Source organism: Streptomyces sp. NPDC053665, from assembly GCF_055585285.1.
On record NZ_JBVJKK010000013.1, the window covers coordinates 1 to 14,252 of the forward strand.

The 14,252-nt window shown below is 70.9% G+C and carries 12 protein-coding genes; 6 read left to right on the plus strand and 6 right to left on the minus strand.

Going from position 1 to position 14,252, the window contains the following annotated elements:
• Positions 1–603: FG-GAP repeat domain-containing protein (locus ACZ6ZN_RS32740; protein ID WP_469651808.1), on the plus strand; the 603-nt coding region annotated here is incomplete at its 5' end.
• Positions 604–771: 168 nt separating this feature from the next.
• Complete coding sequence (locus tag ACZ6ZN_RS32745) at positions 772–1,941, plus strand: S1 family peptidase (RefSeq protein WP_469651810.1); 1,170 nt, start codon at positions 772–774, stop codon at positions 1,939–1,941.
• Positions 1,942–2,124: 183 nt separating this feature from the next.
• Here the strand turns inward: ACZ6ZN_RS32745 and ACZ6ZN_RS32750 are convergent, their stop codons facing one another.
• Positions 2,125–3,138, minus strand: coding sequence for a hypothetical protein (locus ACZ6ZN_RS32750; protein WP_398111777.1), 1,014 nt, complete (start codon positions 3,136–3,138; stop codon positions 2,125–2,127).
• Between the two features lie 440 nt (positions 3,139–3,578).
• On the opposite strand from ACZ6ZN_RS32750, the gene ACZ6ZN_RS32755 reads away from it, so the two are divergent.
• Positions 3,579–4,049 carry a DIP1984 family protein gene (locus ACZ6ZN_RS32755; RefSeq protein WP_398111776.1) on the plus strand — a complete coding sequence of 157 codons (471 nt, stop codon included), beginning with the start codon at positions 3,579–3,581 and terminating at the stop codon, positions 4,047–4,049.
• Positions 4,050–4,286: 237 nt separating this feature from the next.
• On the opposite strand, the gene ACZ6ZN_RS32760 is transcribed toward ACZ6ZN_RS32755, so the two are convergent.
• Both ACZ6ZN_RS32760 and ACZ6ZN_RS32765 read right to left on the minus strand, forming a co-directional pair.
• Positions 4,287–5,420 (minus strand): helix-turn-helix transcriptional regulator, encoded by a 1,134-nt coding sequence (locus tag ACZ6ZN_RS32760; protein ID WP_469651813.1) that lies wholly within the window; start codon positions 5,418–5,420, stop codon positions 4,287–4,289.
• 148 nt (positions 5,421–5,568) lie between these two features.
• A complete protein-coding gene (locus tag ACZ6ZN_RS32765) occupies positions 5,569–6,096 on the minus strand; it encodes a hypothetical protein (RefSeq protein WP_398111774.1) in 528 nt (175 codons plus the stop codon).
• A 309-nt stretch (positions 6,097–6,405) separates the two neighbouring features.
• On the opposite strand from ACZ6ZN_RS32765, the gene ACZ6ZN_RS32770 reads away from it, so the two are divergent.
• Positions 6,406–7,425: a LacI family DNA-binding transcriptional regulator gene (locus ACZ6ZN_RS32770; RefSeq protein ID WP_469651816.1), complete on the plus strand. Its 1,020-nt coding sequence runs from the start codon at positions 6,406–6,408 to the stop codon at positions 7,423–7,425.
• 182 nt (positions 7,426–7,607) lie between these two features.
• Here ACZ6ZN_RS32770 and ACZ6ZN_RS32775 read toward each other — a convergent pair whose 3' ends face one another.
• The 3 genes from ACZ6ZN_RS32775 to ACZ6ZN_RS32785 all read right to left on the minus strand — a co-directional run bounded on the left by ACZ6ZN_RS32775 (position 7,608) and on the right by ACZ6ZN_RS32785 (position 11,902).
• Complete coding sequence (locus ACZ6ZN_RS32775) at positions 7,608–8,690, minus strand: DUF1996 domain-containing protein (protein WP_469651818.1); 1,083 nt, start codon at positions 8,688–8,690, stop codon at positions 7,608–7,610.
• A gap of 72 nt (positions 8,691–8,762) precedes the next feature.
• Positions 8,763–10,925 carry a discoidin domain-containing protein gene (locus tag ACZ6ZN_RS32780; protein WP_469651820.1) on the minus strand — a complete coding sequence of 721 codons (2,163 nt, stop codon included), beginning with the start codon at positions 10,923–10,925 and terminating at the stop codon, positions 8,763–8,765.
• A 431-nt stretch (positions 10,926–11,356) separates the two neighbouring features.
• A complete protein-coding gene (locus ACZ6ZN_RS32785) occupies positions 11,357–11,902 on the minus strand; it encodes a GlcG/HbpS family heme-binding protein (RefSeq protein WP_451880039.1) in 546 nt (181 codons plus the stop codon).
• 249 nt (positions 11,903–12,151) lie between these two features.
• Here ACZ6ZN_RS32785 and ACZ6ZN_RS32790 point away from each other — a divergent pair, with 249 nt between their 5' ends.
• Together ACZ6ZN_RS32790 and ACZ6ZN_RS32795 are read left to right on the plus strand one after the other, a co-directional pair.
• Positions 12,152–13,492 (plus strand): sensor histidine kinase, encoded by a 1,341-nt coding sequence (locus ACZ6ZN_RS32790; RefSeq protein ID WP_469651822.1) that lies wholly within the window; start codon positions 12,152–12,154, stop codon positions 13,490–13,492.
• Complete coding sequence (locus tag ACZ6ZN_RS32795; RefSeq protein ID WP_469651824.1) at positions 13,489–14,148, plus strand: response regulator; 660 nt, start codon at positions 13,489–13,491, stop codon at positions 14,146–14,148. The genes ACZ6ZN_RS32790 and ACZ6ZN_RS32795 overlap by 4 nt, the downstream gene beginning before the upstream one ends.
• The last annotated feature ends 104 nt before the right edge of the window (positions 14,149–14,252 follow it).

The window sequence follows — 14,252 nt, forward strand, 5'->3', positions numbered from 1 at the left end:
TCGGGGGACGGTTCGTGGACGTGGGACAGTTCCGCGCCGGTGTCGGGTGACTTCAACGGTGACGGCAAGTCCGACGTGGGCGTGTTGTACAAGTATCCCAACACCTCCGATGGGCGTGGGCACACGGCGCTGTGGACCTTCACCTCCACCGGTACGGGCATCGGTGCGCCGGTCAGGAAGTGGGATTCGGGGGACGGTTCGTGGACGTGGGACAGTTCCGCGCCGGTGTCGGGTGACTTCAACGGTGACGGCAAGTCCGACGTGGGCGTGTTGTACAAGTACCCCAACACCTCCGACGGGCGTGGGCACACGGCGCTGTGGACCTTCACCTCCACCGGTACGGGCATCGGTGCGCCGGTCAGGAAGTGGGATTCGGGGGACGGTTCGTGGACGTGGGACAGTTCCGCGCCGGTGTCGGGTGACTTCAACGGTGACGGCAAGTCCGACGTGGGCGTGCTGTACAAGTACCCCAACACCTCCGACGGGCGTGGACACACCGCGCTGTGGACCTTCACCTCCACCGGTGCCGGCATCAGCGCCCCTGCCAAGGCCTGGGACTCCGGCACCGGCTCCTGGACCTGGGACCGGACCAAGGTCGCCTGAAACGGACCCTGACTTGCCGCGCCGCGGGGTGTGCGGCCGCTCCCGAGCGCCGCACACCCCGTACGCCCCGCCCGGCTGCCGGATCCGGCTCGTCAGCGCCTCGACTCCACTCCCGCAGGCACCCGCCGAGCGCATCTCACGTCTCCCCAAGGAAGTGAAACAAAGGTCATGCGACACCTCAGAGGCCCTCGCCTCTCCTCCTTCGCCGGCGCATTCACCACACGTCTCGCCGCCGCACTCGTCGCCACGCTGCTGGCGCTGAGCGCCACCGCCGCGAACGCCGTCTCCGGCACCGCAGCGGCCGACGGTACGCTCGCGTTCACCGCCCGCCTCCAGATCGGCGACGACCAGAAGGCCTGCTCCGCTGCCCTGGTACACCCGTACTGGCTGCTCACCGCCACCAGCTGTTTCGCCGACGACCCGGCCACGGGCCTCACGATTCCCACCGGCGCCCCCAAGCTGAAGACCACCGCGACCATCGGCCGCACCGACCTCACGACCTCCGCCGGCGAGACCCGCACCGTCGTGGAACTCGTGGCCCACCCCTCACGGGACGCCGTACTGGCGCGGCTCAGCCGCCCCGTCACCAGTGTCACGCCCGTGGGCCTGGCCGCCACCCCGGCCACGCCCGGTGATCAGCTGACGGTGGCCGGCTACGGCCGCACCGCGACCGAATGGGCCCCGCTGCGCCTGCACAGCGGTACCTTCGCCGTCGACTCGGTCGACGCGGAAACCGTCGCCCTCACCGGCGAGAACGGCGCGAGCGTCTGCAAGGGAGACGCCGGCGGCCCGGCCGTGCGCCTGGCCGGCGGCAAGCCCGAGCTGGTCGCCGTCAGCAGCAGATCCTGGCAGGGAGGATGCTTCGGCACCGATCCGTCCGTGACCAGGACCGGCGCTGTCAGCACCCGTACGGACGACCTGCGCTCCTGGGTCAGCTCCACGGTCGCCGTACCTGCTCCGGCCGCGGCTGGTACCTGGCGGGCCTACGGCAACACGAACCCGGTCACGTCCAGCTCCAGCACGTGGCGCTGCGCCTCGAGCAAGACGATCAGCACCGGTGTGATCGCACAGGTCTGTGCGATCAGGTCGTCGAACGGAAGCGGGGTCCAGGGGGCGGTGATCGTGCGGAACAACCAGTCCGGCCTCTACGGCGCGGAAGCGCGTATGGACCTCTACACCGCCTCCGGCACGCACTTGGGCGATTGGAAGTGCCCGTCGTCGGGGGTCGGGGCGAACTCCTGGTCCGTCTGCTTCGGCACCACCCTCAGCCAGAGCAGCCAGGTGAACTCGTTCGGGGCACTCAACGGTACGTATCTCGGCCTGTCGTCGAACGCCTGAGCTTGGACCGACCCGGCAGAGGGACTGAGGACTCGGCCCACGAGGAGGCAGGGGCCAGGTGACGAGGCCCCCGGTCGTCCGGCGGTGTCGGTTCCCATCGACACCGCCGACACCCCGGGGGCCCTGCCGGTCCCACGCCTGCCTCGTTGCCGGAGCGGCGGTCCACCGGCCCCGGCCGAGTCGTCAGCGGGTGAGCACGTAGCAGGTCGCGTGGGCCGCACCGTGCTCGCCCCAGTCCCACTTGTCGGTGGGCCAGGTGAACCAGTGCGCGTCGCGCTTAGCGGACTCCGCTCGCCAGGCGGCGGGGGAGGTGGGAACGGCGCGGTCACAGGCGGCCTCGGCCTGCTGCTGGGCAGCCGCTGCCCCTGGGTAGGTGCTGTCGAGCTCCGGCTGAGCCAGGACGCGGGCGCCGTGACCGGTCTTGCAGGGACGGATCACGACCAGAAGGTCCGAACTGGTGCCGGTGTGCGGGTCGAAGCAGACTCCGGGTTCCAGTTCGTCGATGTCCCGGACGGTGTCACGCGCCGTGACCCGGAGGTCGGGGGACGGCAGCTTCGGGACGGGCGAACCGTACCGGCTGATGGTCATCTCGACCCGGATCCCCTTGAGGCCCCGCAGCGAACCGCGCTCCCGGCCCTTCAGGACGCCCAGGTCGGCCGCGGCGCGAACGATGCGTCCGCGTCCGTCGGTGCGCAGCGCGAGGTCGACGGGCAGGGGCTCGGCGGCGTCGTCGGTCCCGCGCTGCAGCATGTCCCGCAAGTCCTTGGGGAACAGGGCGAGTGCCGCGGGAGCGGGCGTGCGTACCGTGTACGTCCGGCCCTTTCCGGCCGACGCGGACTTGGTCACCCGGCTTCCGGCCGCGACCAGTTCCAGCAGGGTGCCGCCGAACGGCACCTCGGTGCCGGCCAGGGCTTCGACGTTGCGGTTGCCGTCGAGGGTGAAGTCGCTCGGAGTGTGGCGGATCCAGTACGAGGCGGCACCGGGTCGCACCAGCACGTCCGCTCCGTCGACGGCCACGCCGAGCTTCGACGGCTGCGGGGTAGGGGCCGGTGACAGGCCCAGCAGCGCCTCCCGCTCCGGGGTGGGGAGGGGCCCGGTGAAGCTCCACGTCCGGGTGCCGACGGCTCGCCCTGCCTTGCGGGCCATCCGGCCCTCGCTCGACAAGGTCGCCTGTCCCGTGCCGAGTTCGAAGGTCATGGTCTGACGGAAGGTGAACCCGCCCCGCGCCACCGTCGCTTCGAGGGCTTTGGCGGGCTGCTGGTCTCTGGGAGCCGAGAAGACGGGATGCGGCGGCACGTCCGGTTCTCCGACGGAGCACCCGGTGACGAGCAGGGTGACCGCCGCTGCGGCGATGCAGAGGCGTGCACGGGTGAGGTGGGGGTGGCGGAATATCACGCCGGTTCGACAACGACTGTCGCCCCACGGTTGCACGCTGGACGATAACGGAACCGCAACACCTTCGGCGCCCGGTGCGGGTGCGCAGCAACCGCCGCACTCCTGCCCGGCGAAGTCCCTCGCACGCTCGCGTCCGATGCGCCGCCCGCTCCAGCGCTGCAACGCACACACGACATCGGATGCGAGCGAGCCGATTCCACTTCGTATACTCGTGCGAGCTCGAAAAGGGGGAGGTGAAGACGGTGAAGCTTGCCGAGGCGCTGGCGCAGCGCGCCGAGGCCACACGCCGTGTGGAACAACTGCGGGCACGCGTCGTCGACAGCGCGCGCTACCAGGAAGGGGACACACCGGCCGAGGACGCGGCTCAGCTGTTGGCCGAGACCGGCGAGGTCCTGGACGTCCTCGAGGATCTGATCCGGCGGATCAACCGGACCAACGCCACCGTGGAGATGGGCGCCGACGGCACGCTGACCGATGCCCTCGCACGCCGGGACGTCCTGCGGTTGCGCCACTCGGTCGTCACGGCGGCGGCGGACGCGGCAGCGGGCAAGGGCGAGCGCGGCTACGGAAGGCAGCTTCGCTCGGAACTCCTGATGCTCTCCGCGCTTCCGGTCGCGGAACTGCGCGCCCGGGCGGATGTACTCGCCCGGGAGCTCCGCGAGATCGACGTGCGGATCCAACGTACGAACTGGGAAGTCGATCTGCTGGACTGAGGAGTTCGGCGCATCGCGACGATGTGGAGCAGGTAGCTGCTTCGGAGGCGTGCACAGACCGAGGGCCGGCGGTTTCCCGGCCCACTCCTGGCGCGTGAAGAGCAACGCGGGGGTTCGACTCCCCACGGACAGTGCAGCTCAGCACCGCGTACAGGTGAAGGTGCACCTCGCACAGTTCATCACCACGTGCAGATCCGAGGCGGCGAGGGCGGGTTCGGGGCTCTCCACATCGCGTGATCAGGCCTCGACCTCGGTGCTCAGCGGCGTCGATGCGGCCGAGGTCAGGTCCGGCAGGTAGTGACGGGCGAACAGTGTGGCGACCAGATCCCGGCGGCTTCGGACGCCGGTCTTGTCGAACACCGCCTTCAGGTGGTCCTGAACCGTGTGCGGTGACAGGCCCGTGCCACGGCTGATCTCTGTGGTGGACTTCCCGCGCAGCACCAGGACCGTGATGTCCCTCTCGCGAGGGGTCAGTCCGTAGGCGGCGACGATCAGAGCCATGTGCTCGGCGGGGCCGGGCCGTTCGACGACGACGGCGGTGCGGGCTGAGTTTGCCGAGGGTGCGTCCAGGCGCCAGGCGTGCAACCGTATGCGTCCGTGCCGGGAGCTGTGCATCCATGAGGTGTGGGATGTCGCCGACCCGGGGGACTGCACCGCCGCCGCCACCGCGTACACGGCGGGAGGCAACCCTCGGTCGCCGGGTGACACACCCCCGGCCTGCGCCAGGTCGTCCAACCACATGGCCACCGTGGGTGTCGCATGAACCACCTGGTGAGCGCGGTTCAGCAGCACCAGTCCGGGCGCCGGCGCGGTGGCGCCCTCCTCGGCGAGCCGCGTCAGGTGCAGCCGCCGCAGAGCACTGCCCAGCGGCCGGACCAACGACGCCGCCATGGCCAGGTCCGGCGAACCGAACGGGGGCGCGTCGTCCGCGCGGCCCATGATCAGTGCGCCCCACGCTCCCTGCCGGTCCCGTAACAGCACACGTAACTCGTCGCGGAACCCCAGGGGACGCATGATGTCGCGGTACCGGGGGCTGAGGTCGAGCTGCCCGCCGGTCTCCTGGCTGAGCAGCCCCACGGGCGTCGGTCTGTCCGCCAGATCCGACAGGTCGTTGGCATCGCCTTCGCCGTACTCGATGTCGAGCATGCGCGGCAGCATGGCGGACGGCAGGCCGTCCCGGTAGTCACCGCCGGTGTTCATCAACGTCTGCGGATCGACGGTCACACAGGCACACACATCGAACCGCAGCGCGGGACGTACGACCCGTTTCACCGCCCCGAAGAACTCCTCGACACTCCGCGCGGCCTGCGCAGCCCGCGCCGCAGCGTCCCCGATCTCACCGACTCGCCTCGTCACCCCGTAGCGCCTCATGGTCCGAGGCTAAGCGCGCGCAGTGGTTCCCGCGTACGGCTTGCACAGGTGGCTGTGCCTCCGCTTGCCGTGCCCGCTTGCCGTGCCCGCTTGCCGTGCCCGCTTCCCGGGTGCGACCCGGGAAGCGGGACCGATGGCCTCCCGGCGGTCAGCGGTTGTTGTGCAGGACGAGGTTGAGCTTCGCCCAGTCCTTTCCGCCGTTCTCGCCGTTGCGGAGTGTGATCTCACCGACCGCCGACGTCTGTCCCGCCGGCACGTAGCGGTTGAAGTGGTACTCGGCGTCGAGATCGGTGTTGGTGTCGTTCGTGCCCTCGTAGAACCGCAGCGTCACGTAGATCATGACTCCGCCGGCGGCGTCGGTCTCCGCGGACACGTGCTTCTCCACACGGATCTCGCCTCCGCATGTGGTCTCCCACCACAGCGACGGCGAACGGACCTCGTTCACCCAGCCCTCGGAGGCGACGTTGCCGTTGCAGTAGGTGCCGGCCGAGAAGATCCCCTCGTCGTCGCGGATCGTGTAGGTGCCGGTCAGGGCGATGTTCCGCCATACGGAGGCCGTGGCCGAGTGGCTCGCGGTGGACGGGGCCGCGACACCGGCCGGAGCCCCCGCCACCGTCAGGCCGGCCGCGGCTGTGACCGCCGCCAGTATCCCGATGGTCCTTCTTCGAACGGACATGACTTCCCCCTCGTTGTCGTCACGGACGCGCCGGAGACGACTCGCGCCGCCGTCGGCGAGGTACACAGTGCCGCGGCCGACCGGCGTATCCCATCCCAGGAAGGGGGGGGGTGCGGGGGTCCGTATGTCCGAGGGGGTCGGCTGCTTTCGTGCATGTGTCCGTCCAGCCGGATGGCGTGTGGCACGGTGCTCAGGCGCGGTGTGGTGAGTTCGGTCCGACACCGCGCGCAACATCGTCGACGGCGTCCACCGAGGTGCACGGTCTGCGGCCCTGTGCCCGTGGAAGTGCCCGGCGCTAGAGTTCCCCCCATGAACAGGCAGGCCCCGACGCTGGAGGACGTCGCGCGGGAGGCAGGTGTCTCCCGCGCGACCGTGTCGCGGGTCGTGAACGGCGTACGCAACGTCGATCCGAGCATCCAGGACTTGGTCCGCAGCGCGATCGAACGGATCGGCTACACACCGAACCGCGCGGCGCGGGCACTGGTCACCCGACGTACCGGAACCGTGGCCCTCATTGTCTCCGGCGCGGGCGACGCCTTCGCCGGCCGCGTCTTCGCCGATCCGTTCTTCGGCCGCGTCGTCAACGGCGTCGTGGGGTATCTCCGGGCACGCGCGATGCAGCCGGTCCTGTTGTTCGCCGAGTCGGAGGCGGCCAGGAATCAAGTGGTCGATTACGTACGGCAGGGGAGTGCGGACGGCGCGCTGGTGGTCTCCGTGCAGCCGGACGACCCGCTGCCGGACATGCTCCTCTCCGCCCGCGTTCCCACGGTGCTGTTCGCGCGTCCCGCCCGGACGGCACCGGTCGGTTGCGTCGACCTGGACCACTACGCGGGGGGACGCCTGGCAGGAGAGCGTCTCCTGGCCCGCGGCTGCCGCCGTATCGCGGCGATCAGCGCTCCGTCGGACCTCAGGGCCGGCCGGGAACGCCTCACAGGATTCCGCGACGCCCTGGCCCGCGCCGGGCAGGACAGCCCTCCCGTGGCCGAGGGAGTCTTCACGCTCGACAGCGGGGCGACGGCCATGGCCGCACTGCTGCGGGACCACCCCGTGGTGGACGGCGTGTTCGCGGCCAACGACCTGATGGCCCAGGGTGCGTGCCAGGTCCTGCGGGAGCTGGGCAGGCGCATACCGGAGGACGTCGCCGTCGTCGGGTTCGACGACTCGAGCATCGCCGTGACGTGCCGGCCGCCGCTGACCACCGTGCGCCAGCCGGTGGAGGAGATGGCGGCGGCCATGGCCAGGATGCTGGACGAGCAGGTCCAGGGCACCCGTACCGAACCTCGCACGCTCGTCTTCACGCCGGAACTGGTCGTACGCGAGTCCGCCTGACCCGGCGTGCCTTCACCGGGCGGACAGGTGGGGGACTCCCGGCGTGCCGAATGATCTCCGCGTACCGCACGCCGCTCGTCCTGAAGGTGACGATGGCGCACCTCGGGCGCGTGGGCGGCGGAGGGAGCCCGGCGGCACCCGCGCCGGGCGGGGCACCGTCGGGCTCCCGGAAGCCGGCCGGGTCAAGGCAGCCGGTGGTCGGCGTTCAGCACCGCGCCGCGCTCCGGGTGGTTCTGGTCGTAGCCGCGCGTGTCGCACTGGAGGCCGCCCACGATGCAGTGGTCGACCAGCGCCTTGAGGGTCCGTTCCTCCCAGGCGTTGAAGAAGTCGTAGTGGAAGGAGTAGCCGCGGCCGCTGGCCAGGCGGACCTGGCTCATGTCGCCGTTGACCGGGAAGGCCATCTTGAACTCGATCATCGGCAGGGCGACCGGGTGGGAAGCCGGGCACATGTTGTCGTTGGTGCCGGGCTTGACGACCGGGTAGGCCATGTGACTCTTGTGGTCGGGGGTGTCGAGGTACTTGCCGTCCCAGCAACTGGGTGCCTGGAAGCGGATGTTGAGCTGGACGTCGGGACGGCTCGGGCAGCTCGCCGGGAAGTCCACGTTGAAGAAGCTGTCACCGCACTCCCAGCCCTCGACGAAGCCCTTGTGGCCGCGGAACTCCTGGGCGCTCTGCATGGGGTCGCCGACGACGAACCGCAGTCCCCGGGGGAAGGGCCGCACGCTGGTGTAGTCGGTGACGCCTGACTTGTAGTAGATGACCTGCGGGCCGACCGGGAGGATCTTCTTGTCCCCCTTGTACAGGGACGGCATCCAGTACGCCGACGCGTCGGCCGGTGCGTTGCAGGTGGTGTTCCCTCCGTAGAGACTCGCCGTGGTGCTGCCCGCGTTCGTCGTCCTGTTGCCCATGAAGGTGTGGTCGTGGGACTTGCCCGGCTGCCCCGGGTAGACGATCGGGTCGTCCGGCGCCGTGTGCGTGACCGCGCAGTTGGCCTGGAACTCCTTGTGGTACCGCGGCGGCGGGGTCGCGGTTGACGGTGTCACACCGGTGACCGGTGGCACGGCCGGTATGTAGCCGTCGCCGTCGGGGTCGTCGGCGGACGCCTGGGTCGACACCGCCATCGTGTGCCCGGTATGACCGGCGGCCGAGGCAGCCGCCGGGGCGCCGCCGGGACCGGCCGCCGTGGCGACGGTGCCGACGCCGAGCAAGCTTGCGATCAGTGCGCTGCCGACCAGCAGCGCGGGAAGCTTCGAACGCGGTCTCATGGGGCCTCCTTGCCCGCTGAGGTGCCTGGTGGGGGAGGGGTGGAGGGCGCCGACGGGCACCCTTCACCGTCGTCAGCCGTAGATGCCGAACTCGTGCAGCGAGTAGCCCCAGCCGGTGCCACGCGCCGTCAGGTGCAGTCGTACGTGCCGCGCGGTCGCCGCGACGTCGATGGTGTCGACGTCGCCGTTGCCGGCGGCTGTGGTGTGGACCGTGCGCCAGGCGGTGCCGTCGTCCGAGACCTGCACCTCGTAGGACTTGGCGTAGGCGGGGTTCCACACGAGCTGGAGCTCGCGGAAGGCTGTGGCGGCGCCGAGGTCGACCTGGATCCACTGAGGGTCGCTCCAGTCGCTGGCCCAGCGCGTGTCGCTCCTGCCGTCCGTCGCCTTGGCGGGCTCGCACGGGCAGTCGCCGTACGAGGCCTGGAACGAGGACGCGGTGGTGGGCTTGTGCAGCGCCACATTCGTGCCGGTGACCGACGGGGCGACGACCTTGACCGACTTCGTCTCGATGCCGGCGTTGCCGTGGCCGTCCTCGGCCTGGATGTACACCTTCCACACGCCGAGCTTCTCGGGAGCCGTCACGGCGAAGGTCCCGTTGCCGTTGGACCGCCACTTGGCCTCGACCAGACGTTTGTCGCCATTGGCGTAGTTGCCGCTGAGGAAGATCTTGTAGGCGATCGCGTCGCCGTCGGGGTCCCGCACGTCCGCGCGAACCGTGAACTCGCCGCCCGCCGGGGCCGACGAGGCGGGACTGACAGCCATGTTCGCGATGACCGGTGGGGTGTTGTCCCCGGCGATCGATCCGCTGTACGCCTTCTTGACGGCGTAATAGGACAGCCTCTTCAGCTCGTCGGGTACCAGGTTGAACCAGATGCCGCCGAAGTCGTGCTCGACGCCGTAGTGGAACAGGGTGGCGCCGAGGGCGACTCCCCGGTGGCCGGTGACGCAGCCCCAGGCCTTGGTGTACCCCTCGGCCTTCTGCACGTCGGTCGGCTCGTCGGGTACACCGTTTGCGTCGTCCGGCACCTCCCACTCACCGGCAGGACCGCCCTCGGTGATGAGGTACGGCTTGGTGTAGCCGCCCTCCTCCCAGTCCTCCTGGACGCCGCAGATGTCGCCGTAGGAGTTCATCGAGTACAGGTCGAGGTCGGGCGCGTTGCGCTTGTAGTACGGCCAGGCGCCCGTCCAGGCGTCGGTGGAGGTGACGGGGTGATCGGGGTCGATGCTGTGGATCTTCTTGGCCACGGCGTTGACGAAACCGGGGTAGGCGTTGCGCTGCGCCTCCAACTCGGCGCCGCTGTAACAGTTCTGCAGACCGAGCACCGATTCGTTGCCGACGTTCCACATGAGGGTCGCGGGATGGCTCTTGTACGCCTCGACCCACTTGGCGAACTCGGTGAGCATGTTGTTCTTGTATGTGCTGTCGGTGACGTAGTCGACGCAGCCTCCGGAACCGGGGCCGCCACCGGGCTGCAGCCAGAAGCCGTTGACGACCTTGATGCCGTGCGCGGCGGCGCTGTCCAGCAGCGGCTTGGTGCCGCCGTCGGTGCCCCAGGTGCGGACGGTGTTGACGCCCATGGACCTGATGTCCGGCATGTGCTTCGGGGCGTCCGCGATGACGGGGCCCCAGGTCAATCCCTTGACGATGTACGGCTGCCCGCCGACGGTCAGTTGCCAGTTCCCCTGTGAGCCGGTGACCTTGACCGCTCCCTGGGCGGGCGGCGTGCCGTCCGTAGTCCCGTAGGCCTGGAACTCCCAGAGGGAGTAGCCGTAGCCCCCGGAGCGCTCGGTGCCCAGCATGCGGACGTAGCGGCCGGAGCCGGAGACGGCGACCTCGTCGGTGCCGCCGTCACCGCCGGTCACCGTCTTCAGAGTGCGCCAGTCCGTGCCGTTGTCGGACGCCTGGATCTGGTAGCTCTTGCCGTACGCGCCCTCCCACGTGAGCACGACACGGCTGAGGTCGGACCGTTGTCCGAGGTCGACCTGGAACCACTGCGGGTCGCTCCACCGGCTGGCCCAGCGCGTACCGGTGAGGTTGCCGTCGACGGCCGCGGAGGGCGCGTATCCGTCGCCTTCCTGGGACGAGGCGGTGGCGGGCTTGCCCTGGGAGAGCAGGGTCTCCGCAGCCTGGGCGGGCGGAGCGGCGAGGGCGAGCGACGCCACCAGTGAGCCGAGCGCGAGCAGAGGCACTGCTCGGCGGCCGGAGGGTCTGCGGTAGGAGAGGGGTGGGGACACATCTGCTCCTGACGGGTGGGGGAGAGCCGACGGGGCGGGGCCGCGCGGGAGTACCGCGTGGTGGGCCCGCCGGGCCGGGGCGCAGGGATGCCTTCCGGCCCGGAAGGGAGTCGTGGCCGGCGGACGGTGCGATCAGATGACTGGGAGAGCGCTCTCCGGAACCTTGCCCGCCGTCCCCTTGGCGGTCAAGGCTCCCCGCACGACTTTTCTTTTGGCTTTCATTAAGTACCGATCGGCAGGCGGCCTTTGGATGGAGCCGACGCCGGGCCGCGGCCGCTGTGGGACACGCACCGGTCCAGCGCTCTGCCCGGATGATCGTGCTGCGGCGGAAGGGCGAGACAGCGGGTGCGGGCAGTGCTCGTGTCGTTCGGCCCGGGCAGGTGACTCGCCGATCAGGCGTGGCCTGGTCGGCGAGTCACCTCCGTGAGGGGCTAGCGGCCCAGGACCGCCGCGCCCGCCCGCGCGTACTTCTCGTCCAAGGTGCCGGACGGGGCGCCGGCCACGCCGATACCGGCGATCGGCGCGTTGCGGGCCGTGACCGGGACGCCGCCGCCGAGGAAGAGGGTGCCGGGGATGTCCTTGAGGTGCGGCGTCTGCTCCAGGCGTCCGGCCAGCTCGGAGGTGGGCGCGTTCCAGGACACGGCGGTGAACGCCTTGCGCTCCGCCGACTCGTACGACTGCGGGCCCGCGCCGTCACCGCGAAGCGTGACGACAGTGTTGCCGTTGCGGTCGACGACGGCGACCGTGACCCGCTGACGCTCCGCCTCGGCGGCGTCGAGCGCGGCCCGCGCGGCCCGGGTGGCGGCGTCGATCGTCAGATGCGTCGAGGTCGTCGTGGTGCCCGGCGCGGCGGATTGCCCCGGTACGGCGGCGGGCGCGGAGGCGTTCGCGGACACCGTGCCGAAGGCCGCGGCGCCGACGACGGCGAGGGCGGCGGCACCGGTGGTGATGCGGGCGCGCCTGGAAAGGTTCTTCATGCTGGTCTGCTCCTCGGGGCGGGTGGGCGGCCACCGTGGTCGTCTCCGGGCCGCCTGTCGTGCTCTCCACCCTCGCCGCGTCACCTGCTCCGTTCGGTCGGTGTTCCGGCTGTTCCAGGCGCCCGGAACGGACGACGGCGGCATCATCCGATCGGTTGACCCCCAGGACGTCCCGAGCCGCGACAATGGGAGTGTTTACGCAGTTCAGCGTGGGCGAGCAGAGAACGACTGGGAGGGAGGCACGACCGGATGCCGAAGCCGCACGCCCCGTACGACCGGTGGCTGGGCGCCGTGCTGCACGTGGCGTTCTTCCTGCTGCTCGGTGGTGCCCTGGCCCGCTTCCTGACTCGCCACCCGGGTGAGCCTCGCACGCCCTGGATCGTCGCCCTGTCGCTCGCCCTGGCTGTCCTGCACCTGCTGGGGCCCGCCCTGGCCGACGGGGCAGCGGAACCGGACCTGCGGCAAGCGGAGCAGCGGGCGCCGGACCGCAGCCGGACCTCCTGGTCGTGGTCCCGCCGACCCCGCCGCCCACACCGCCCACCCGCCCGCACCGAACCGACTTCTCCACGCCCCTCCACCACACGGCCGGTGACCGGTCTCGGGGCCTCCTGGCTCGGACCGGCTCGGCTCGCGCTGGTCGTCGTCGTGTGGATGGTGCTCGTGGTCCTCGCGCCGAGCTTCTCCTGGTGCGCGGTCCCGCTCTTCTACACCGGCCTGCGCACCCTGCGGACTCGCGCGGCGCTCGCCCTGGTCGCCGTCCTGACGACGTTCGTCGTCGCCGCGCAGCTCAGACTCGCCGGGCACGTCGACCCGAACCAGCTGCTCGCTCCTCCTGCCGTCGCCGCCATCGCCACGGCCGTGTTCCTCCAGACGCGCAGGCAGGCCGCGCGGCAACGCGCCCTGATCGACGACCTGCTCCGCACCCGCCGCGACCTGGCCGCGTCGGAGCGCCGCGCCGGCACCCTCGTCGAACGCCAGCGGCTGTCCATAGAGATCCACGACACCCTCGCCCAGGGGCTGTCGAGCCAGCGCATGCTCCTCCAGGCAGCGGAACGCATCTGGGAGTCCGAACCGGACAAGGCGCGCGACCACGTGCGGTCCGCCGCCTCCGTCGCCGAGCACAACCTCGCCGAGGCCCGGCGCTTCGTGCACGACCTCGCCCCCGCAGACCTCACCCGAGGCAGCCTCGACGACGCACTGCACGCCCTGGCCGCGCGCGAGTCGGGCGGCCACCTCAGCGTGCGCGTCCACCTGGACACCGGCGCGCGGACCCCGCTGCTGCCGGACCGCGTCCAGTCGGCCCTGCTGCGCGTCGCCCAGGGAGCTCTGGCCAACGTCCGGGAACATGCCGGAGCCACCACGGCCGTGCTCACCCTCACCCTCCTCGAGGACCAGGTCGTCCTGGACGTCACCGACGACGGCCGCGGATTCGACCCGGCCGCAGCGGGTGTACCGGCCGGGACGCGCGGCCACGGCCTGCCCGCCATGCGGGCCCGGCTCGGACAGCTCGGCGGCACCCTGACGGTCGAGTCGACGCGCCGAGAGGGCACGGTCGTCTCCGCCGCCGTCCCCCTGGAGGCAACGCGATGATCGACCCCGTCGCCCCGGCTCAGGGCCCTGCCCCCGTGCGCATCGTCGTCTGTGACGACCACGCGGTTGTCAGGGCCGGACTGCTCGCCCTGCTCGACAGCGCCCCGGGCATCGAGGTGGCCGGCCAGGCGGCGACCGGCGAAGAGGCACTCGCCCTGTCCGCGCGGCTGACCCCGGACGTGGTCCTGATGGACCTCCAGTTGGGAGAGGGCATCGACGGGGTGGAGACCACCCGCCGCCTCACCGCCGCCCCCGGTCCGTCCCCACACGTCCTCGTCCTGACCACCTACGACACGGACGCCGACATCACCCGCGCCATCGAGGCGGGCGCGACCGGCTACCTGCTCAAGGCCGAACGCCCGGAGGAACTGTTCGCCGCGATCCACGCCGCTGCCCGGGGCCGTCCGGCGCTGTCCGCGCCTGTCGCCAGCCGGGTCATGGCCGGCCTGCGCAGCCCGCGTCCCTCCCTCACCGGACGCGAGCGCGACATCCTGGCTCAACTCGCCCGCGGCCTCGGCAACCGCGAGATCGCCCGAGCCCTGTTCATCAGCGAGGCCACGGTCAAGACCCATCTGCGCCGGATCTACCACAAGCTCGGAGTGGACAACCGCGCGGGCGCCGTAGCCGTCGCGAAAGAACAGCGCCTGCTGCCGTGAGGTCACCCAGGAGGCCGGGAGCGCACGCGGAGTCGGCAGCACGTCCGCCGCACCCTGAACCGCGGCGAGACCGTCGCGCTCGTCCGGGAGAACCAGTGCCGGCA